The sequence below is a fragment of the Mycetocola lacteus genome, assembly GCF_003667575.1.
Lineage (GTDB): Bacteria > Actinomycetota > Actinomycetes > Actinomycetales > Microbacteriaceae > Mycetocola > Mycetocola lacteus.
Window position 1 is genome coordinate 1 of sequence record NZ_RCUY01000017.1, and the last position, 20,576, is coordinate 20,576.

At 67.2% G+C, this 20,576-nt stretch carries 17 protein-coding genes; 4 read left to right on the forward strand and 13 right to left on the reverse strand.

Annotated features, from left to right (window positions below; genetic code table 11):
* Positions 1 to 303: 303 nt before the first annotated feature.
* From D9V34_RS17125 to D9V34_RS17155, 7 genes are all read right to left on the reverse strand, one after another.
* Entirely contained in the window at positions 304 to 786 is a 483-nt protein-coding gene (locus tag D9V34_RS17125) for a glutathione peroxidase (protein ID WP_121689683.1), read from the reverse strand.
* A gap of 133 nt (positions 787 to 919) precedes the next feature.
* On the reverse strand, positions 920 to 1,381 hold the full coding sequence (locus D9V34_RS17130; RefSeq protein WP_121689684.1) for a DUF3817 domain-containing protein: 462 nt from the start codon (positions 1,379 to 1,381) through the stop codon (positions 920 to 922).
* A gap of 129 nt (positions 1,382 to 1,510) precedes the next feature.
* A complete protein-coding gene (locus D9V34_RS17135) occupies positions 1,511 to 2,407 on the reverse strand; it encodes a DsbA family protein (RefSeq protein WP_121689685.1) in 897 nt (298 codons plus the stop codon).
* A gap of 94 nt (positions 2,408 to 2,501) precedes the next feature.
* Positions 2,502 to 3,245 carry an HAD hydrolase-like protein gene (locus tag D9V34_RS17140; RefSeq protein ID WP_121689686.1) on the reverse strand — a complete coding sequence of 248 codons (744 nt, stop codon included), beginning with the start codon at positions 3,243 to 3,245 and terminating at the stop codon, positions 2,502 to 2,504.
* A 44-nt stretch (positions 3,246 to 3,289) separates the two neighbouring features.
* On the reverse strand, positions 3,290 to 3,982 hold the full coding sequence (gene nucS / locus D9V34_RS17145; protein WP_121689687.1) for an endonuclease NucS: 693 nt from the start codon (positions 3,980 to 3,982) through the stop codon (positions 3,290 to 3,292).
* A 74-nt stretch (positions 3,983 to 4,056) separates the two neighbouring features.
* Positions 4,057 to 5,034, reverse strand: a complete 978-nt coding sequence (locus D9V34_RS17150; RefSeq protein WP_121689688.1) for a DUF2804 family protein — start codon at positions 5,032 to 5,034, stop codon at positions 4,057 to 4,059.
* A gap of 72 nt (positions 5,035 to 5,106) precedes the next feature.
* Positions 5,107 to 6,429: an MFS transporter gene (locus D9V34_RS17155; protein WP_342773026.1), complete on the reverse strand. Its 1,323-nt coding sequence runs from the start codon at positions 6,427 to 6,429 to the stop codon at positions 5,107 to 5,109.
* Between the two features lie 71 nt (positions 6,430 to 6,500).
* On the opposite strand from D9V34_RS17155, the gene D9V34_RS17160 reads away from it, so the two are divergent.
* On the forward strand, positions 6,501 to 7,562 hold the full coding sequence (locus D9V34_RS17160) for a LacI family DNA-binding transcriptional regulator (protein ID WP_121689690.1): 1,062 nt from the start codon (positions 6,501 to 6,503) through the stop codon (positions 7,560 to 7,562).
* Between the two features lie 63 nt (positions 7,563 to 7,625).
* Here D9V34_RS17160 and D9V34_RS17170 read toward each other — a convergent pair whose 3' ends face one another.
* Positions 7,626 to 8,948, reverse strand: coding sequence for an MATE family efflux transporter (locus tag D9V34_RS17170; RefSeq protein WP_121689692.1), 1,323 nt, complete (start codon positions 8,946 to 8,948; stop codon positions 7,626 to 7,628).
* Between the two features lie 90 nt (positions 8,949 to 9,038).
* On the opposite strand from D9V34_RS17170, the gene D9V34_RS17175 reads away from it, so the two are divergent.
* Positions 9,039 to 11,015 (forward strand): M13 family metallopeptidase, encoded by a 1,977-nt coding sequence (locus D9V34_RS17175; protein WP_121689693.1) that lies wholly within the window; start codon positions 9,039 to 9,041, stop codon positions 11,013 to 11,015.
* A gap of 5 nt (positions 11,016 to 11,020) precedes the next feature.
* A complete protein-coding gene (locus tag D9V34_RS17180) occupies positions 11,021 to 11,989 on the forward strand; it encodes a serine hydrolase (RefSeq protein ID WP_147441722.1) in 969 nt (322 codons plus the stop codon).
* Positions 11,990 to 12,051: 62 nt separating this feature from the next.
* Here the strand turns inward: D9V34_RS17180 and D9V34_RS17185 are convergent, their stop codons facing one another.
* The 5 genes from D9V34_RS17185 to D9V34_RS17205 form a co-directional block, all read right to left on the reverse strand.
* Entirely contained in the window at positions 12,052 to 14,895 is a 2,844-nt protein-coding gene (locus tag D9V34_RS17185; protein ID WP_121689695.1) for a SirB1 family protein, read from the reverse strand.
* A 64-nt stretch (positions 14,896 to 14,959) separates the two neighbouring features.
* Entirely contained in the window at positions 14,960 to 16,840 is a 1,881-nt protein-coding gene (locus D9V34_RS17190; RefSeq protein ID WP_121689696.1) for an HSP90 family protein, read from the reverse strand.
* Positions 16,841 to 16,903: 63 nt separating this feature from the next.
* Positions 16,904 to 17,707, reverse strand: a complete 804-nt coding sequence (locus D9V34_RS17925; protein ID WP_183092032.1) for an esterase/lipase family protein — start codon at positions 17,705 to 17,707, stop codon at positions 16,904 to 16,906.
* Entirely contained in the window at positions 17,704 to 18,546 is an 843-nt protein-coding gene (locus D9V34_RS17200; RefSeq protein WP_121689697.1) for an alpha/beta fold hydrolase, read from the reverse strand. The genes D9V34_RS17925 and D9V34_RS17200 overlap by 4 nt, the downstream gene beginning before the upstream one ends.
* A 103-nt stretch (positions 18,547 to 18,649) precedes the next feature.
* A complete protein-coding gene (locus D9V34_RS17205) occupies positions 18,650 to 19,063 on the reverse strand; it encodes an NUDIX hydrolase (protein WP_121689698.1) in 414 nt (137 codons plus the stop codon).
* Positions 19,064 to 19,172: 109 nt separating this feature from the next.
* Here D9V34_RS17205 and D9V34_RS17210 point away from each other — a divergent pair, with 109 nt between their 5' ends.
* Entirely contained in the window at positions 19,173 to 20,555 is a 1,383-nt protein-coding gene (locus D9V34_RS17210; RefSeq protein ID WP_121689699.1) for a glycine--tRNA ligase, read from the forward strand.
* The last annotated feature ends 21 nt before the right edge of the window (positions 20,556 to 20,576 follow it).

Sequence of the window (20,576 nt, forward strand, 5' to 3'; positions counted from 1 at the left end):
CAGGTTGAGAGCCCTGACCGTTTTTCGGTCGGGGCTTTCCTTGTTTAACAGCATTGTTTGTGGTGCTGGTGCTGGTGTTGGTGTTGGTGTTGGTGTTGTGAGTGTTGGTCTCATCCTGGAGGGTGGGGCTTTTGCTGTTTAACCCGGGGCTGCGGGGGTGTGTGCTGGCGCGGCTGTGCCTTGCCCTGGATGAGGGTGAGGCTATTCGTGTTTAACCCCCAGGGCTGACTGATGCTGGGGGCCGCTCTGCGGCGTAAAAAATCCCCGAACGGCCTTCGGCCGTCCGGGGATGATCTGCGTGCGTTAGCGGGGCAGGTTGGCCTCAATCAGGGAGACCAGAGCCGGGTCGTCGGGCTCGGTCTTGGTGCGGAAGCGGTGCTTCTCGCCGTTGGGGAGAATAAGGAACTTCTCGAAGTTCCACAGCACCGGGCCGGCGAGGCCCACGGTGTCCTTGGCATCGATGATGTCGCGGTACAGCGGGTGGCGGTTGCGTCCGTTGACCTTGGCCTTTTCAAAGACCGGGAAGGTCACACCCCAGGTGACACGGCAGTACTCGGCGATCTCCTCGTCGCTGCCGCCCTCCTGGAGGAACTGGTTAGAAGGGAAGCCCAGCACGGTGAAGCCGCGGTCTGCGTACTTCTGCTGCAGGGCCTCGAGTGCCTCGTACTGCGGCGTGAAGCCGCACTTGCTCGCGAGGTTCACAACAAGGAGGACGTTGCCCTCATAGTCGGAGAGGTGCTCGGTTGTTCCGTCATTGCGGAGGAGCTCAATTGTTCCATCGGTCATGTCATCAGGATACGCTGGTGTATCCAAACTCGCTACGTGCGTCGCTGAACGTTTGATGTGGGTTATTGCGTGAGCTCGCGCCCAGAACCATGCGGCACGGTCAGGACTTCGCGCGGCGTCTCGGGGACGGTGATTATCCCTTGGGGATGGGCGGTCCCAGAATCAGCAGCACGGTGGCCACGATCGCCACGGCGACCACCGCAAGGACCAGGAAGAGCACGGGGTGGCGTACCAGCCACATCACCAGGCGAGACAGTACCGAGCGGTCACGGGGGTCCGCACCGGGCTCGGTGCGCCACACCCCGCCCAGGTGTCCACCGCGCTCCAGGGCGCGCTCAAACGGGATGGTGGCATAGGGCACCACCGCGGACACAACGCCGAGGGCAACGCGGCCCAGTGACCAGTGCTGGTTGATGCCGATCAGGATCGATGCCAGGGCAAAGCTCAGGAACACGACCCCGTGGATACCACCGGCGATCGTGGTGACGATCGGATTCGCATTCAACCCGTACTTCAGGATCAAGGAGATGATCAGCAGGGTCCAGGTGACGGCCTCGGCGATCGCGACGGTGCGGTACAGGGTGCGGGGAGTCATATGGCCTCTTCGGGTTGGGGTCAGACCCCACCAGCCTACTCGACACCATGTCGGCAACCTGGGAAAGTCATGGTGACAAAACAGAGGCGCCGGTGTGGATAAACCACACCGGCGCCTCGGCGAATCGGATTACTTCTTGTTCTGAGCCTGTACCTGCTCAACGAACTTGAAGAAGTCCTGGGTGTTGCCCCAGCCGACGTTCTGCTGGGGGCTGTACTGCTTGCCGTCGACCAGGATGGTCGGGGTACCGGTGACCTTGGGGACATCGGTGTTGGGCAGCGGGCCGTTCAGGGCCGACTGGGTGAACGAGGTCACGAAGTTCGTGTAGTCGCCATCGCTGATGCACTTGGCGATGTTGGCGTTCTTCACACCGGAGTCCTCGATGATCTTGGCCAGGTCGGCGTTGCTGTGACCCGCGGTGCCCTCCTCGGGCTGCTTGGCGTAGAGCGCGGCACTGGCGTCCAGGAATCCGTTGGGCTCGTAGTTTGCCACGCAGGCCATTGCGGCGGCCGAACGGGTCGAGTACTTGGTGCCCGCGGACACGCGGTCCAGGATGCTGATCGGCAGGACCTGCAGGTCTACGGTTCCGGCGCTCACCATGTCCTTCAGGCCGTCCAGGTTGGCGGACTCGAACTGGTTACACAGCGGGCACAGATAGTCGACGTACATCACGACGTTGGTCTTGGCGGAATCCTGCTTCACGCCGACCGGATTCTCCCCGGCCTTGAGCGCGGGGGTGGTCTTCGCCTCGATCTTGCCGGCGGCGCCGGTGAAGCTGATGCCACCACTCTGCATGTTCGCCGGGCCTGGGCGGTTGTTCTGGGCCGTGGTGTTCACCACGATTGCCACCACGAGCGCAATGACCGCGAGGGAACCGACAACAACACCGATCTGGGTGATGATGCGGTTACGCTTTTTGCGCTTCAGTTCTTCTTCCCGACGCAGACGTGCGACCTCGCGCATGTGTTCGCGGCGGTCCTTCTTGCTCATCTTGTCGGGGTCATTACCCGAATCACTGGATGCCATGTGTTTTCCCAATCGGTGTCACGAATCCTCGCGGCGCGCGAAGTTGCTCATAAGAATGGTACCTGTCTCAATACGGATGAAACTGTCATCTTCCTTAAAGCGTCGTTTTGGTGTCCGTCCCGGCGTATTCGGCGATGAGACGGTCGGCCAGAACCTCCGCCGAGTCGAAGACCTCGAGTGCGCCCTCTTCCTCACCGGGAACCGCATAGCCCCAGCTCACCAGGTAGGTGGGGATCCCGTTAGCCCGGGCACCGTCAATGTCGTGGTGACGATCGCCCACCATGATCGGGGCGGTGGTGTCGACACCCTGGGCGCGCAGGCGCACGAGAGCTTCGGCGACGACGTCGGCCTTGGCGCTACGGGTCTCGTCCTCGCTGGCGCCACACAGGACGGTCAGGGTGTCGCGCAGCCCGAAGTGGTCCAGGATCCGCTCGGCCTGGGACTCGGGCTTCGAGGTGGCCAGCGCGAGCGGGATGCCCGCCTCGTTCAGACGCTTCAGGAACTCGGGGATGCCCGGGTAGACGCTGGTGAGCTGCGAGGCATCCTCCTGACCGGCGAGGCTGCGGTAGCGCTCAAGCGCCGCCCAGGAATCGGCCTCGTTGAGCCCGGCGAAATCACGGAAAGAGTCCAGCAGCGGCGGACCGACCCAGCGCATCATCTCCGACTCGTGCTGAGCCGGCAGACCGAGCGAGGCGAGGGTGCGGCCCAGGCGCTCGATGATGCCGGGGGCCGAATCGATCAGGGTGCCGTCCAGATCAAGCAGCACACAGGTCCAGGCCTGGGTGGTGGGACGTTCACTGGTGGCGGGCACGGTGGTGGGGATGGTGGGAATCGACATAATTCCCCATCATACGGAGCGGGGCCTAGGCCTCGCAGAAATTCTTAGAACAGGCGGGAGCCGTCGTCGAGGCCGCGCATCTCGTCGTAGTCGAGGATGACGCAGCGAATGCCGCGGTCCTCGGCGAGGGTGCGCGCCTGGGGCTTGATTTCCTGGGCCGCAAAAACGCCCTGTACCGGACGTAGCGCGGGGTCGCGGTTCATCAGTTCGAGGTAGCGGGTCAGCTGCTCGACGCCGTCGATTTCGCCGCGGCGCTTGATCTCCACGGCCACCGCGCCGCCGTTGGCATCCCGGGCCAGAATGTCGATCGGGCCGATCGCGGTCATATACTCGCGGCGCACCAGGGTGTGCCCGGGACCCAGGACGTCGATCTGCTCGGCCATGAGCTTTTGCAGCTCGGACTCCACCGCGATCTTCTGCAGGCCCGGATCCTGGCCGAGCTCATGCGCGCTATCGTGCTGGATCTCATAGATCGAGACCTCCAGCTGGTCGCCGGTCTTGGCGTGGGTGACCTTCCACAGCTCCTTCACGCCCTCCTCGGCGCGCTCGGGAGAGGGCTCCTGCACCTGCATCGTGCAGGGCGGGCTCATCCAGTTCAGCGGCTTATAGCTGCCGCCATCACTGTGGATGAGCAGGCTCCCGTCGGCCTTGAGCATCAAGACCCGGGTAGCCAGGGGGAGGTGGGCGGCCAACCGGCCGACATAGTCCACGGAACACTTCGCAATAACCAAACGCACCCAGTGAGTGTATCGTCCGAGCCCGGGAACACCCAGTCCATCGGGTGCGCGTGGCCGCAGAAAACTGCCGTGATCTACCGCGAGGTGTCGGGTGTGCCAGGGAGCGAGAGCCACCCGGTCAGGGCAGACACGGTGAGTCGGATACCGGGGGCCTGCTCGATCCAGCCGGCAAACAGACCCACGCGCGAGCGGCGCTCACCCCGAGCATCGGCGGGCGCATCGCTGAGCGCAGTGAAGCGCAGATCGAAGTGTGGGCCAAACAGGCGGATCGCGCCGTTCTCGAGGCGCTCCGTTTGTGCGGCCGCGGCGTCATAGTCGAGCACTCCGTCCACAAGAAGGCCGCTCCCCGCACCCAGCCGGATGCCCAGGCGGTGAACGCTGGAATCCGATTCGAGAACGCCGATACCGATCGCCTCGGCCCGCACCTCATCACGCTCGCGTCGATGACAGCAATGACTGTAGTTGTGTACGGCCCAGGTCGATTCGGAGGCCAGGTCCTCCCAGCTGCCATCGATTGCCAGGCGGCCGGTGACCGGTCGAGTGAGGTCGCTGAGGACATAGTCAAACGCTCGGTTGTCATGGGAGACGACCGTGCTCAGGCTCTGCTGAATCAGCGGTCGTCCCACCCACAGATCAAGCTGTACGCGCCCGCCGTACACCCGGAGCCGGGTGCCGCCGGGGACCTCATCGATGCTGATGTCGAGGTTCAGGGAGTGGACCCGAATCGGTCCGGTTTCCGGGCTCTGCGGAAGGGAGCCCATCGCGTCCTTGGGCCGGGTCGGTGCAATCTCGATGTGTGCGTGGGTCGCACGATCCAGCACCCATAACCGCTGCTGGACGCCACGCTGATCCCGGCCGGTGGAGATGATCAGAATGTGGGTCGGGGTGCTGACCAGCCAGTGATCCCGACGCCGGTCCTGACCGGTTTCCCGGCCCGCCGCCTGGTGCAGCGGCGCGCGGGAAAAACCGATCGCGTCGGGATTGACGATCCCCGAGGCCAGGCGCAGCGGCACCGGCTTCGTGATCTCACGGGTGAGGACTCCAAGGCTCATTGGTGCAGACTAGCGAGAATCTGTACCCAAAAACACCCTCCCCCAGGTTGATTCTTGGGGAATTGTGGATGACTAAGCTATCTGCTTCTCCGGATATCCCACGGGACGGGCCGCGGGGGCCGCCAGCAGGGCGATGAATACCAGACCGAGAATCGGCAGCAGTGCGTGCAGCAGGCCCACGTGCTCGCCCAGCAGGCCGATGGCGGGCGGACCGGCGAGGAAGGCGACATAACCCATCATGGCTACCGCGCTCACTCGCTGTGCGGACTGGGTGGGGTGTTCGGCTGCCGCGGACATGCCCACCGGGAAGCCCAGTGCGCAGCCGGCACCCCAGGCGGCGGCACCCACCAGGGCCAGCGGGAAGGCCGGGGCGAAGATAAACAGAGCCAGGCCCAGCACCGCGAGGCTCGCGGAGAGGCGGATGGCGGCGACCCGACCGAAACGGTCGATGAAGGGGCCGCCAACAAACCGGGTCAGCATCAGCGCGGCCACAAACACGCCATAGACCAGCGCACCGGTGCCGGGGGACTGCTGATAGCCGTCCACCACTGCCTGGGCGATCCAGTCACCCGCGCTGCCCTCGGCCAGGCTCATACCCAGCATGATCAGGCCGATCAGCAGCAGGCGACGATCCTTCCAGACCGAGGCATTCGCGCGCAGACGCTCGCCAAACGGCACGCGCTCATGAGTCTGGCGCACGATCGGGCGCAGCGGGATCCAGCGCACCACGATGATCGCGGCGGCCGAGACCAGGATCACCACGATGGTGAGGTGGACCGAGAGGGGGACGTGGTTGAACGCCGCGGCCGAGCCGATCAGGGCACCCAGGACCGTGCCCACGCTGAAGAACGCGTGCATCATCGGCATCACGGTTTTACCCAGTTCGACCTCGGCCAGGGCGCCGTCGAGGTTCATCATGACGTCCACCACGCCGTTGCCAAAGCCCAGAATTGCCAGGCCCACGATGACCACCGGCAGCGCGATCGTGGATCCGAAGCCCATGATCAGCAGCCCAACCATGCTGACCAGCAGCGCGGTGCGAATGCCGGCCCGGGTGCCCAGGCGCTCGCGAATCGCGTTGGAGGAGGCCAGACCGAGGATCGAGCCCGCGGACATCCCGAACAGCACCAGTCCGAGGGTTCCGTTGCTGATGTCGAGGGTCTCACGCAGTGCGGGGATCCGACTGGCCATGCTGGCCACGCTCAATCCACTCAGCAGAAAGACGATAAACAGGGCGTTGCGCCAGGCGCGCAGGGCGGCGGGGGAGGCGGCAATGGAGGTAGCGGTCATGCTCACGGTTTCAAACGGGGCGCCTGCGGCGCGAAGTGGGGGTACGTGTGGGCGTCGGGGGAAGGTGACGCCCCGTGTCGAATCGATTCGATTCGCAAAGAACATCGCCTAAGCTATCCGATGGAAGTGATCCCGGTCAACCGGCCGGGACAACGCCGTCGAAAACGGAGCGGGCGATGACTGATCGGAATGCCGGACGAGTAACCCTCGCCGAGGTGGCCGAGTTGGCCGGGGTTTCGGCCTCCACCGCGTCGCTGGCCTTCAGCGGCCGGGGGCCGGTATCGGACCAGACCCGCGAGCGGGTCATGAGCGCCGCCGCCGAGCTGAACTATGCCGGACCCGATCCGCGTGGGCAGTCGCTGCGACTGGGAACCAGCGGAATCGTCGGCGTGCTGATCGCCGATCGTATCGGAGTCTCCTTCCGGGACCCGGTGCTGATTCAAACCCTCGACGGTCTCGCCGATGAGATTTCAAAGATCGGCGCCTCACTGCTGCTGATCCCCGAGCTGGATCGCGGAACCGCGGCCGTGGCCAACGCGCCGATCGACGCCCTGGTGCTGCTGTGCGTGGGTACCGAGGCCGGGGATATTGCCCGGGTCCTGGGTGGCCGCGGGGTGCCGACCGTGCAGATCGAGGGTCCCGAAAACAACGCCATCACCAGCGTGAACCTCGATAACTTTGGCGGCGGCAAGGCCGCCGCCGAGCACCTGGCGGCCCTCGGCCATGAGCGCGTGGCCACGGTCACCCTGGGGGTTGACCGGCAGCGCGTGGTCGCCCCGCTGACTCCCGAACGTGAGGCCGCGGGGACCGTGGCCACCACGCTCGAGCGGCTGCGCGGAGCGCGAGCGATCTACCCCAACATCACCGGTGTGATCGCCGGCAGCAGCCGGGTCGAGGCCGGGCGGCTGGCCACCCTGCGACTGCTGGATGTGCCCGCCGCCGAGCGACCCACCGCGGTGATCGCGCAGAGCGACCTGATCGCCGTGGGCGTGATCGCCGCGGCCGAGGAGCTGGGACTACGGGTGCCCGAGGACCTCAGTGTGGTGGGTTTTGATGGGATCCGCGTCGACGGGTTTGAGCGTCGCCTGACCACCGTGTGGCAGCCCGCACACGCCAAGGGACAGGCCGCAGGTCGCGCGGTGCTCGCGATGCTGGAGGGGCAGAGCGTGCCCTCGGCGGACTTTGATGTCTCCTTCGTCGCCGGCGACACCACGGGGCCGGTGCCGACCGCCCGCTGATCGGGCGAACGACGGGACCGAGCTCTCGGTGAGCCGGCGAACCCCGGGCCCGGCCGCCCGGCGCTACGCCGGGGTGATGCCCGTGCGCATCCAGGCGGTGCCGCGGGCGCGTAGCCCCAGGGTGATCGCCCGGGCGGCGATATAGCCCAGCGCAAACGCGCCGGTCAGCCAGGCAAGACCACCCGCACCGCCCGGGCCGATCAGTCCGACGATCCACAGGATGACCATGAACGTGGCCAGGTTTACCAGGCCGGTGAGCGCCAGGTAGCGGGCATCCCCGGCACCGATCAGGACGCCATCCAGGACAAACACGATCCCGGCCAGCGGGGCGCCGATCGCCAGGATGATCAGACTCGGGGTGATCAGCGTGGCCAGGTCCGCATCCGAGGTGAATACCCGTCCCAGCACCCCCGAACCCAGAGCCAACGGGACCCCCAGCACGATACCCGCGCCGATGCCCCACTGCAGGCAGCGCTTGAGGACCAGCCGCACAAATCCGGTGTCCGCGGCTCCGAGACCCTTCCCCACCAGAGCCTGGGCGGCGATGGCCAGGGCATCCAGGGCGAAGGCGAGTGTACTAAACACCGTCATCGTGATCTGGAATCCGGCGAGCTCGGGATCTCCGAGCCCCGCGGCGGTCCCGATTGCCAGCAGCATGGCCGCGCGCAGACTTGCCGTGCGCAGCAGCAGCCATCCACCCGCCCGGGCGGAGCCGCGGACCCCGGCCCTGGACGGACGAATTCGGGCACGCACTCGGCGGGCATGGCGGACAATCACGAGCAGGTAGGCCACCACCATGAGCCACTGTGCGATGACGGTGCCCAGGGCCGAACCGCCGATGCCGAGGCCCGCGGGGTAAATGAGGAGGTAGTTGAGTCCGGCATTCAGGGCGAAGCCGATGCCGGCAACCCAGAGCGGCGTCAAGGTGTCCTGGAGTCCACGCAACAGCCCCGTGGCCGCAAAAACCAGGAGCATTGCCGGGACCCCGGCCATCGAAATCGACAGGTACTGAATCGCCGCGGCGCTCGCCCCTGCGGGGGCACCAAACAGGCCGATCAGCCACGGGGAGCCCAGCGCTCCCAGCGTTCCCAGCACGATACCGAGCCCCAGGGCGAGCCACAGCCCGTCGATTCCGACCGAGACGGCCCCGCGCGGATCCCCCGCGCCGAGCCGGCGCGCGACCGCCGGGGTGGTGGCGTAGGCCAGGAACACCATGAGGCCGATGATCGTCTGCAGGACCGCGGCCGCCAGCCCGAGCCCGGCCAGCTCGGACACCCCCAGATGCCCCACCAGGGCGGTATCGGTGAGCAGGAACAGGGGCTCGGCGATCAGCGCCCCCAGGGCGGGAATCGCGAGGTGCAGGATCGAACGGTTGAGTGAGGCCACCCACCCACGGTACGGGATTTTTTGATTCCGGTTGGGGACTTAGATGACGGATCCGAACACCTCCGGGCCGGTCTGGTTTACCCTGGAGAGATGACGTCTCCCAACTCGACCTCCGGCATTACCCTCGACGACCTCAACCCGGACATTCGTCCCCAGGACGACCTCTACCGCCACACCAATGGACGCTGGCTAGAGCGCACCGAAATCCCCGCGGACAAGTCCCGCTGGGGCTCGTTCTCGATTCTCGCGGAGGAGGCCGAGGAGGCCGTCCGTCAGATCATCGAGGAATCCCGTGATGCCGCAGCCGGCACCACCGCCCGCAAGATTGGTGACCTCTACACCAGCTACCTGGCCGAGGACCGGATCAACGAGCTGGGTGCAGCCCCGCTGGCAGACGAGCTCGCCCAGGTGGATGCCGTCGCCTCGATCGCCGACTTCGCGCGCGTGGCCGGTTCCCTGGACCGCGCCGGCGTGGGCGGGTTCCTGGGACTCTGGGTGGATAACGACCCGGGTAACCCCGAGCGCTACCTGGTCATGGTGCAGCAGTCGGGTATCTCGCTGCCGGACGAGAGCTACTTCCGTGAGGAGCGCTTTGCGCCGATCCGCGAGGCCTACCGTGCCCACATCGAGAAGCTGTTGGCGCTCGCCGGACTGGACCAGGCCGACGCCCGCGCCCAGCGCGTGTTCGACCTGGAAACCCGCATCGCCGCGGTGCACTGGGACAATGTGGCTGCCCGCGACAGCCAGGCACAGTACAACCTCAAGACCTGGGACGAGTTTGCCGAGCTGTTCGGCCAGCACGGCGATGCCGCCCTGCTGAGCACCTGGGCCCAGAGCCTGGGTGCCCCCGCCGGTGCGCTGGATGAGGTTGTGGTGCGTCAGCCCAGCTTCGTTGAGGGCATCGCTGCGCTGCTGACCGAGGAGAACCTGGAGAGCTGGACCGACTGGCTGCGCTGGAAGATCGTGCACGGCGCTGCGGCCTACCTCTCCGACGCCTTCGTTGAGGAAAACTTCGACTTCTACGGCCGCACCCTCTCGGGTGTCCCCGAGATTCGCGAGCGCTGGAAGCGCGGCGTCTCCCTGGTTGAGGGTCTGCTGGGTGAGGCCGTGGGTGAGCAGTACGTGGCCCGCCACTTCCAGACCGAGTCCAAGACCCAGATGGATGTGCTGGTCAAGCACCTGGAGGCCGCCTACCGCGACTCGATCACCGACCTGGACTGGATGAGCCCGGAAACCCGTGAGCGTGCGCTGGACAAGCTGTCCAAGTTCACCCCGAAGATCGGCTTCCCCGACCGCTGGCGTGACTACTCGGCCCTCGAGGTCAGCGCCGATAACCTGATCGCCAACGTGCGTGCGGGGGCGGAGTTCGAGTTCAACCGCGAGCTGGCAAAGATCGGCAAGCCGATCGACCGCGATGAGTGGTTCATGACCCCGCAGACCATCAACGCCTACTACAACCCCGGGTTCAACGAGATCGTGTTCCCGGCGGCGATCCTGCAGTTCCCCTTCTTCGATGCGGGCCGCGATGCCGCCGCCAACTACGGCGCCATCGGCGCGGTGATCGGCCACGAGATCGGTCACGGCTTCGATGACCAGGGTTCGCGCTACGACGGAGACGGTAAGCTCACCGACTGGTGGACCGAGGCCGACCGTGCGGCCTTCGAGCAGCGCACCGCGTCGCTGATCGAGCAGTACAACGCCCTGGCACCGCGTCAGGTCCCCGAGCACCACGTCAACGGCGCGCTCACCATCGGTGAGAACATCGGTGACCTGGGTGGTCTGGCGATCGCCTGGAAGGCCTACCTGCTCTCGCTCGAGGGCACCGAGCCCGCGGTGATCGACGGTCTGACCGGCGCCCAGCGCTTCTTCCTGTCCTGGGCTCAGGCCTGGGCGCAGCTCGCCCGGGATGAGGAGGCCATTCGCCTGCTCGCGACCGACCCGCACTCGCCCAACGAGTTCCGCTGCAACCAGATTGTTCGCAACATCGACGCGTTCTACACCGCGTTTGACGTGAGCGAGAGCGACGAGCTCTGGCTCGCGCCCGAGCAGCGCGTCACCATCTGGTGACCCGGGTGGCACACCGGCACGGCGGACCGCGGGAGGGGACAGACGTTCCCACCCGCGGTCGGCGTGCCGCCGGTGCGACCGCAGATTCCGCCGCGCTCATCGCCGGTGTCCGGCAGCCCGGCACCGGCGGTCGGACTCGCGGCGGTGCCCGCGGCGGCAACGGCTTTGGCCGCTCGATGCGTGCGTTTGAGCACATGGTGCGCGAGGACATGCGGGTTTCGGTCCGGGTCAGCAACCTGGAAACCGGGGCACCGCTGCTGCGCGTGGATGACTACGTGGTCTCGCAGATCGGGTCGCTGGGCCGGATCCTGCTGCTGATCGAGGCTGCCGATCACTGCGAACGTGGAGACAACCCGCAGATTGTGCGCGAGAGCGCGGACCTGGCCGACGGCCCGGGGATCTGGCAACACCTCGAACGAGACACCCTCTCGCTCGCGGATGCGGCGGCCCTGCTGGCCGGAAGCGGAGATCACACCGCGGGCAATGCGCTGCTGCGTGCGTTCGGTCTGGACAATATTGCCGCCCGCGCCGAGTCCCTACACTTGCGCAACACGGTGCTGCGCGATGGCCTGAGCCGCCGCGCCGACAGTGGAACCCGGGCCGCGGTATCCCGCTCAACCATGACCGAGCTGAGCGAGCTGATCTGGCGGCTGGAACGCGGCGAGATCGTGAACCCCGAGGTTTCGGCCCGGGTGCTGCGCTGGCTGGGAAGCGGAAGCTACCCCGGATCGGTTGTGGGCGCTCTAGGGCTGGATCCGGGCCTGCGCGGAGGCGTACGCTTCGGGATCGGCGGATACGCCCTGGCCTCGCGCGAGCTGGGCCTGCGCGCCGAAACGGGTGTGGTTCGTGGCCCGTCGGCGAGCGTGTGCTTTGCGATCAAGGTGTCGTTCCGGGAAACCGATGCCACCTCGGGTTTTGCCGTGCAGCAGGGGCTGCGTGAGCTGGGCCTGGAGCTGCTCGACTTTGTGAGTTAGTCGCTCGGATGAAAAACGGCGGCCCCGCGGAATGATCCGCGGGGCCGCCGTTTTCTGTGCTGCTACTGCTCGGGTGCCTGCTCGGCGCGGGCGCGGGCGGCGGCGGCCTCGGGGTGTCGACCCAGCTGTTCCAGCAGGGCGCCCAGCTCGAGGTTGAGCCCCACGAAGGCGGGGGATCCCACGGGCAGGCGGTCGATCGAGGCGCCGTACATCGGCACGGCCTCCTCCGCGCGTTCGGCCTGGGCCAGCACGCGGGCCACAAACAGCTCGCTCATGGCCGCGTTGCCCTCATCGCCGCAGTCGGCGTAGGCGTCGGCGGCGGTCAGGGCGGCGGGGATGGCCTCGTCGATGCGGCCGAGCGCACCCAGCGCGCGGGCGCGGGAGTCGGTCACGTCGGCGATCAGCCAGTCGGCACCGCGTTCCTGGGCGAAGGCCAGCACGGCGTCAAGCTCCTCGAGGCCCGCGGCATCGCCGTGGGTCGCGCGGGTCTGGCCGAGACGGTGGCGGGCGGCGGCGATCAGGTCGGCGTCCTCCACCTTTTCCGCGTGGGCAAGGGCACGCTCGAGAATCTCGATCGCCTCGGGATCGTTGAAGCCGTTGCACAGCTGCCCCAGCAGGATTCCGGCTCGGGCGGCCAGCTCGAAGGCTTCGCCCTCCGAGGCCAGCTCGATGGCCCGCGAGAAGGCACCGTAGGCCAGGCCGTTCTCCTCGGCGCCCTGCGCCGCCTGGGCGAGCCAGAACAGGGTCTCGGCCCGCGCGGCCGGCGGCGCCTCGGCGGCCTCCTCGGCGCGGTAGGCCTCGTCCAGGTTTTCGGTGGCCGACTCGAAGGCCCCGGCGTTCAGCTGGTAGCGCCCGAGCAGGAAACGCAGCCCGATCAGCTGCTCGGACTCGGCGCGCTGGGCCAGGTCGATCGCGTACTCGATGCGGGCGGCGGCCTCGCCGGGACGCTCGTCATCGTTGAGCAGGTTGGCGGCCAGCTGGGCGGCCTGGATCGTGTTCTCGCGGTTGGTTCCACGGGCGGTCCGGGCCAGCAGCTCATCGGCCAGCGGGATGCCCGCGCGCGGGGTGCCCAGCATGCCGTGGATCTGCGCGCGCAGTCGCAGGGCCTGCATGCGCACGTGCGGGGCACCCTCGGTGGCCAGCAGAGCATCCAGGTGTGCCGCGGCGCCGGGCGCATCCTCGGTGTAGAGCAGCGTGAAGGCGGCGAGGGTGCGCGCGGATTCCAGCAGGCGCGCGGGTCCATCCTCGGTCAGGGCCAGCGCCTCCAGGGCGAGCGGCTGCGCTTCGGCGGGGCGCTGGGCGCGCATCCGCAGGTCGGCGATCACAAACAGCAGGTCCGCGATCACCTCCAGCGGGGCACCGGCGACGCGGGCGCGCTCGAGTTCGGCGAGCAGCGCCTCCTCATCCTCGGGGGTTGCGGTGGAGAACATCAGCAGCCCGAAGCGCTCCTCGAGGTCCGCCTGCTCGGGGTGTCCGCTCGCGCGCAGCACAGCGATGCGCTCGGTCAGCGCCTGCTGGGCACCCTCGGTCTGCTCGGCGGCGATCAGGGTCTGGATGACGCAGCTGTAGAGGCGCACGCGGGCCTCGGCATCGCCGTCCTCGATGGCCAGCCCCTTGTCCACGGCCGCCAGCACGGCGGCCTGATCGGACTCAAACATCGCGGTCTGTGCGCGGAACAGCCAGTCGGCGGCGCTCGTGGGCTCGGCCTGGGTGTCCTGCTCCAGCTCGGCCGGCGGAGTGAAACGCTCGCCGGCGATGGGCAGGTCGTAGTGCTCGGTGGCCAGCTGACGGGCACGGGCGATTCGGCCGGTGAAGTCATCATTGCCGTTGCGGGCGTTGAACTCCCCGGCCAGCTCCTCGGCCCCGGCCCACAGTGCGGTCGCCAGGGAGGCGGCGGTGGGGTTCTCGCCCAGGTCGGCACCCAGGAGTGCGGCCAGGTCGGGGTTCTGGGCACCGCGGATCGGGGTGTCTCCGGCCCCGGCGCGGGTGACCGCGTCCAGGAAGACGGCGATCGAGACGCGGGAGGAGAAAATCAGCGCGCGGTTCAGCGGATCCACGGTCAGATCCCGCAGCAGACGCTCGAGGATCGACAGCCCGCGGGACTCATTGCCGGTGACCGCGCAGAAGACCAGGTGGTCGGCGATCATTGCCAGGCCGTCGGGGGAGTGGCGGGCGACCCGGTAGCTGCGCAGGTGCACCGCACGTGCCTCGTCCAGTCGGCCCGCGCGCAGCAGGGTGAGCAGCGAGTTGGCCTCGACCGACTCGGGCTCCTCGCCACAGGTCAGCCCCTGCTCCATGATCTCGTCAAACAGGGCCAGGGCCTTGTCTTCCTGCCCGATCCGGCGGAAGTAGGCGGCGTCCTCGGCGCGCACACAGGCCTCACAGTGGCTGTAGTCATCGCGCGGGATCAGCTCACGCTCGTCGCGATAGCGCCCTGCGGCCACAAAATCGCCGGTGTCCATCGCGGTCGAGAAGCGGCTCTGGAGCACCCCCGACTGGCTGACACCCGCGCGGCGGTAGCGCTCGGACATATCGGCGTGGATCGCGTCGAGCTGGCTCAGTGGGAATGCGGGGTTAGAGGCCACCCGGCCGGCCATCCACTTGTACTGGAACAGCAGGTCGTTGCCGCCGCCGGCCTCACTGGGGAAGCGCACCGGGTCCTGGTCAAACTTGCCCACGCACCAGCCGAAGGAGGCGAGCATCGCGTCGGTGTCGCCGGTCATGTGGGCGGAGGAGGTGAGGCGCATACGGGCCTGATAGGCACGCTCCTCATCCCCGGCCTCATCGGCCAGGGCGACCGCCTGATCGATCAGCGCACGCTCCTGCGGCCCGATCGGGGTGATGTCGATTTCGGCGAGCAGCTGATCGATCTGCTCGGCGGTTGAACCATTATGCGGGGTGCTCATGGGGTCTCCTTACCCGGTGCGCCGCCCACTCGGGGTTCGCGGGCGGCGTGTGGTGTTGGTGTGCTTAGTCGGTGGGGTTTTGGTCGCCGAGGCCGATGCTCAACTGCACCAGATCGGTGAGGGCACCGGTCATCAGGGCTCGGTCGGTGGTGGTCAGCGGACGGTGTCCGGCCAGCATCGCCTGGGCATAGAGCAGCTCGATCGAGCGGCGGAATACCAGCGGATCATCCAGCTCGGCCAGACGACGCACCAGCGGACTGGACCAGTTCAGGCACAGCCGGGCGCGCACGTCCCGCTCGCCCTCGCCGGAGTTTTTGCCGGTGAGCAGGCGGTCGTTGGTTGAGATGACCTGGGACCACAGGCCCGGGGCGATGTCGGCGGCCTTGGTGCGTTCGATCCGGCGCAGCACCGCCTGGTCGGCCACGTAGAGCGCCGGCAGATCGGCGGGCTGGAACGAGCGAATCGACACCCGGGTCTGCACGGTGGTGAGCGCCTCCTCGGCGCGGGCCTCGACCGCGGCGGTGAGCTGACGCTCGTGCAGCGGGGGTGCCTCGAGGCTATCCAGCTCATCGGAGACCTCAATGCGGGTAACACTCTGCCCGGTCAGCGCGGGGATCTGGCGCAGCAGGGCCGCGTCGTAGACGTACCCGCCGTTGACCACGGGGGACTCGGGGCTGGCGATCGCCGCAACCTGACGGAACTCATCCACGGTGTCGGTGTAGCGCAGCTCGCCAAAGCGTTCCAGGTGCTCGCCGATGGTGGTGTCTCCGGCGGAGGTTTCGATTTTCAGCCACGGCAGCATCAGCGCCGCCAGCTCATCGTCGTGGACGGCCATCGACTTGAGCGCGAGCTGGTGTACCGAAACCAGACCGGACAACACATGGGGTGCGGTGGTGGCCTGCAGCATGATCCAGCGGCGCAGCGCGTTACCGATCTCGGTGCGGGTGTATTCCAGCGCCTCATTATTCACGAAGCTCTCGCGGGAGGCCGTGGGAGAGAGACCGTCGGTGTTGATCACGCAGCGCACGAAGAATGCCCAGTCGGGCAGCAGGTCCTCAACCCGCTCATCCAGGAGCATGCGTCCCAGATACACCCGGCTGGCCTGGCGGGCGCTGGGCGGCGGCGCGTACGGCAGTACATAGGCGATGCCGCGGGTCTCGGTTCCGGGAACCACGATTTCGATACTGGCCAACGGGCGGGCCCCGAGCAGCTCGGTTCCCAGCGCGAGCTGGGCCTCCTCGTGCGCAGATCCCGCGGCCACCGGCTCCAGGAACGGCGCCGGAATCGTGACCGACTCCCAGGAGCGGTCGCCCTGCTCCAGCTGCACGTCCACCGGGAGGTAGCGGCCAAAGCGCTCGGTGAGCTCGCGCACCCGGGCGGGGGAGAGCAGGGTCGCGTCATCGGGTCGCGGGCGCAGTGAGATTTCGGTGCCCACCGGCAGTCCGGCGGCCTCTGCCTCGCTCAGCTCGCGCACGCTGAAGGTGCCGTTGGAGTGGCCGCGCCACTCGATCGGGGCCTCGCCGTGAGCGGAGCGCGAGCGCACCACGATCTCATCGGAGACCATAAAGCAGGAGAGCAGTCCCACCCCGAACTGGCCCAGGAAGTCCTCGCGGCGCAGGTTCAGGACCTCATCCCGCTTGGAGCTGCGGCCCACGGTGGAGAGCAGTTCGGCTGCCTGGGTTGCGGTGAGACCCACACCGTTGTCGGTAAAGCGGAAGACCGGGTCGGCGTCGGTGACCGGGCTGATTCGCAGGAGTCCCGCCGGAGCATCGGGGAGCTTCTGCCGGGCGGTCACCGCGTCGCGGCCGTTCTGCAACAGCTCGCGCAGATACACCTGGGGGCTGGAATAGATGTGCCGGCTGAGCAGGTCTACGACGCCGCGCAGATCAACCTGGAAGGGACGAGCGCTCGCCGGGGTGCTGGTTTCGGGGGTGTCGAGAGACAAAAATGCTCCTTGTGTGAGGCGGGGCCACTCGCGCGCCGGGCGTTGGGCGCTGCACGCGAAAAACTAGGGGGCCTGTTCCAGGGTAGGGGAAGCCGCGCCGAGCCGGGCTGGGAGTGTCGGGGATTTCGCCTCTAGCGTGAGCTGCCGCGGATTCGGACTGCCCGTTTCGCCCGGAGGTTCGGCCCCGTGCAGCATCTCCACGGCGTCCAGCGCCAGCGGGGCGGTTTCGGGTGCTCGGAGGATGCGGAAGTGGCCCGAGGTCTCGGCACGCACGTTGTGGGCGCCGGGAAGTTCGCTGCCCTCGCTCACGTGCGGGTCCCAGGGCCCGAAGATCGAGACGATCGAGGCGTTGACCTCGGCCTGCCTACCGAGCCCCACAATCGTGGAGTTGGTGGGCAAAAACGCGCGCAGGCTCGGGTCGAGGATGTAGCGGGCATAGCGGGAGCCGGCAAACGGGGTGGCGATCGCGACGACCCCCAGGATCCGAAGCTCCGGGCCGTCGGTCACCATCAGCTGCTTGCCGATCAGCCCACCCTTGGAATGGGCCACGATGATCCGTCCGGCCCGCGGCGCCGGTGCGCGGCGCAGTGCTCGGGCCAGGCGCCCGGCGGTATCGATGATGGGGAGCAGGTTGTAGCCCAGGCCGCGCACGATCGAGATGCGATAGCCCGAGCGGTGCAGCAGCTCGGCGATCGGTTCCAGGAATGCCCAGGTCTCGTAGACTCCGGGCAGGAGCAGGATGATCGGCTTATCGGCGTCCCCGTGGCGATAGCGGCGGGGAAAGCGCTGAAAGGGTGCGCGCAGGTGCAGCCCGATCATCAGTCCGGTGTCACGCACCAGGACGCTGAACCGGCCGAGGATGTTCATCGCCCGGTGTGTCCGGTCCGGGGCTCGGGCTTGGGCTCGGCGGCGGGCAACCCCAGGTGGGTGCGGATCGCCTGCGCCACCGCCGGGTAACCACTGATCATGGTTTCATGTCCGCGGCCCGGGATGGTGACCGAGTGGGCATCGGGAATCAGGCCCGCCACCTCGTCCACCCAGGGGGCCGGACACAGGGCATCGCGCTCGCCGTGGACCACGAGCGTGTGCGCCTGGATGCGGGGCAGGGTCTTCTCCACCTCGTGGGTGAGCATCGTCGCCAGCTTCTTGATGTACCAGCGCGGGCCGGCCGCCAGGTAGTAGCGAATGCCAAAGTAGAGGGTGCGTGGCTGCGGGGACATCATGTCCTGCATCATGCGCAGGGCCTGACGCCACACGGTCCGCTCGGAGACGTTAATCGTGGGGGCGAGCAGGATCAGCTCGGGGAAGAGATCCGGCGCGGCCGCGGCGGCCTCCACGGCCACCTGGGTGCCCATCGAGTGCCCGATCAGAATCACATCGCGCAGACCCTCGGAGCGCACAAAGTCCGCCACAAAGGCGCCGCTATCGGGCATATCCAGCGGCTCATCCGGCTCGGGGGACTCCCCGAATCCGGGCAGGTCAAGCGCATAGATCGGACCGATTTCGCTGAGCTCCGAGGCGAGCCCCTCCCAGTAGGCGTGCCCCATCCCGATGCCGTGCAGCAGCACAATCGGGGTTCCGGTGCGCGGGCCCGAGCGGAAGTTCACGATCTGGCGTCCGTCGCGCTCGAAGCGCACCGGCACCGCCTCGTTAAAGGCGATGGCGGAGACCCCTGCACCGGCGCGTCCACGTTCCTGCTGTGTCAATTCGGCCCCCTGGGTGCATCCGTTCCCGGCGCGGCCGGGTTCTCATCACGACTGCGATCCATGTTAGCCGGGACTTCGTAGAGTTCCCAGTGTGCGCGAATGGTTAGTCGATCAGGCCGTCTCGGTGCAGCACGTACAGCAGATCGGCCCCGGCGGGCGGGCAGCGGTCGGCATCGGCCAGACGCACCCAGTGCAGCTCGCTCACCTCGGCACTCGGGACCGGCTCGTCCAGCAGCTCGCCGCTGAAGATGGTCATCGCTACCAGGCGACCCTCGGGTTCCCCGTGTGCCTGCAACGCCAGCCGGTGGTAGATCGCCAGCGAATCCGGGTCGACCCGGGCCCCCACCTCCTCAAAAACCTCACGGATCACCGCGTCTCGCGGGGTCTCACCCGAATCGATCTTGCCGCCGGGGAGGAAATAGACGTCCCGGCCCCGCGCGGTGACCATCAGCAGACGGCGATTCCGGACCAGTGCGAAGGCGGCAACCTGAATATCGGGGAGTGTGGGGTGACTCATGGCATCAATCCTAGAACGGCAGCGGACACCGGCCGGGAAAGTGGGTAAACTTAGGCCCTAATGCCCGGCACCCGGTCGGGTTATCTTTCAGCACACTTCAGGAGCCACCGTGGCAGCCAGCCGTCTCGATAAAGTCATCGCCCTCGCCCGTCATCGCGGATTTGTCTTTCAGGCCGGTGAAATCTACGGCGGATCCCGCTCCGCATGGGACTACGGCCCCCTCGGTGTCGCCCTCAAGGAGAACATCAAGCGTCAGTGGTGGAAGTCCATGGTTCAGGGTCGCTCCGACGTGGTGGGTCTCGACTCCTCGGTGATCCTGCCCCGCAAGGTCTGGGAGGCATCGGGCCACGTTGAGGTCTTCTCCGACCCGCTGGTCGAGTGCACCTCCTGCCACAAGCGCTTCCGCGCCGACCACCTGGAGGAGGAGTTCGAGGAGAAGAAGGGTCGTGCCCCCGAGAACGGGCTGGACGACATCGCCTGCCCGAACTGTGGCACCCGTCACGCCTGGACCGAACCCAAGGCATTCTCCGGTCTGCTGAAGACCACCCTCGGCCCGGTTGAGGACGAGTCCGGCATGCACTACCTGCGCCCCGAGACCGCCCAGGGTATCTTCGTGAACTTCGCCAACGTGCTGCAGGCTTCGCGCCAGAAGCCGCCGTTTGGTATCGGCCAGATCGGTAAGTCGTTCCGTAACGAGATCACCCCCGGTAACTTCATCTTCCGCACCCGCGAGTTCGAGCAGATGGAGCTGGAGTTCTTCGTGGAGCCCGGCACCGATGAAGAGTGGCACGAGTACTGGCTGAACGAGCGCATGAACTGGTACACCAGCCTGGGCATCAAGGCCGAGAACCTGCGCTTCTTCGAGCACCCCAAGGAAAAGCTCTCGCACTACGCCAAGCGCACCGTGGACGTGGAGTACCGCTTCGGATTCTCCGGCAGCGAGTGGGGCGAGCTGGAGGGTGTGGCCAACCGCACCGACTTCGACCTCAAGACCCACTCCGAGGCTTCGGGTAAGGATCTGTCGTTCTTCGACCAGCCCAAGAACGAGCGCTGGATCCCCTACGTGATCGAGCCCGCGGCCGGTCTGACCCGCTCGCTGATGGCCTTCCTGGTGGACGCCTATGACGAGGAGGAGGTCCCCAACGCCAAGGGCGGTGTGGACACCCGCACCGTGCTGCGTCTGGACCCGCGCCTGGCCCCGGTTAAGGTCGCGATCCTGCCGCTGAGCCGCAACGAGGCCCTCTCGCCGCTGGCTCGCGAGGTGGCCGCCGAGCTGCGCGAAACCTGGAACGTGGACTTCGATGACGCCGGTGCGATCGGTCGTCGTTACCGTCGCCAGGACGAGATCGGTACCCCGTACTGCGTGACCGTCGACTTTGATTCGCTTGAGGACAAGGCCGTGACCGTGCGTAACCGCGACACCATGGAGCAGGAGCGCATCGCGATCGCCGACCTGTACCTGTACTTCGCCGAGCGCCTGCGCGGCGCCTAGGTTTCACCACCCAAACACCGC

What these genes read in the sequence shown, in the direction of transcription:
- D9V34_RS17160 (WP_121689690.1), top strand. Translation starts at nt 6,501, where the DNA reads ATGACTGATCGGAATGCCGGACGAGTAACCCTCGCCGAGGTGGCCGAG.
- D9V34_RS17130 (WP_121689684.1), bottom strand. Translation starts at nt 1,381, where the DNA reads ATGACTCCCCGCACCCTGTACCGCACCGTCGCGATCGCCGAGGCCGTC.
- D9V34_RS17205 (WP_121689698.1), bottom strand. Translation starts at nt 19,063, where the DNA reads ATGAGTCACCCCACACTCCCCGATATTCAGGTTGCCGCCTTCGCACTG.
- D9V34_RS17155 (WP_342773026.1), bottom strand. Translation starts at nt 6,429, where the DNA reads ATGTTCTTTGCGAATCGAATCGATTCGACACGGGGCGTCACCTTCCCC.
- D9V34_RS17140 (WP_121689686.1), bottom strand. Translation starts at nt 3,245, where the DNA reads ATGTCGATTCCCACCATCCCCACCACCGTGCCCGCCACCAGTGAACGT.
- D9V34_RS17175 (WP_121689693.1), top strand. Translation starts at nt 9,039, where the DNA reads ATGACGTCTCCCAACTCGACCTCCGGCATTACCCTCGACGACCTCAAC.
- D9V34_RS17150 (WP_121689688.1), bottom strand. Translation starts at nt 5,034, where the DNA reads ATGAGCCTTGGAGTCCTCACCCGTGAGATCACGAAGCCGGTGCCGCTG.
- D9V34_RS17185 (WP_121689695.1), bottom strand. Translation starts at nt 14,895, where the DNA reads ATGAGCACCCCGCATAATGGTTCAACCGCCGAGCAGATCGATCAGCTG.
- D9V34_RS17925 (WP_183092032.1), bottom strand. Translation starts at nt 17,707, where the DNA reads ATGAACATCCTCGGCCGGTTCAGCGTCCTGGTGCGTGACACCGGACTG.
- D9V34_RS17125 (WP_121689683.1), bottom strand. Translation starts at nt 786, where the DNA reads ATGACCGATGGAACAATTGAGCTCCTCCGCAATGACGGAACAACCGAG.
- D9V34_RS17135 (WP_121689685.1), bottom strand. Translation starts at nt 2,407, where the DNA reads ATGGCATCCAGTGATTCGGGTAATGACCCCGACAAGATGAGCAAGAAG.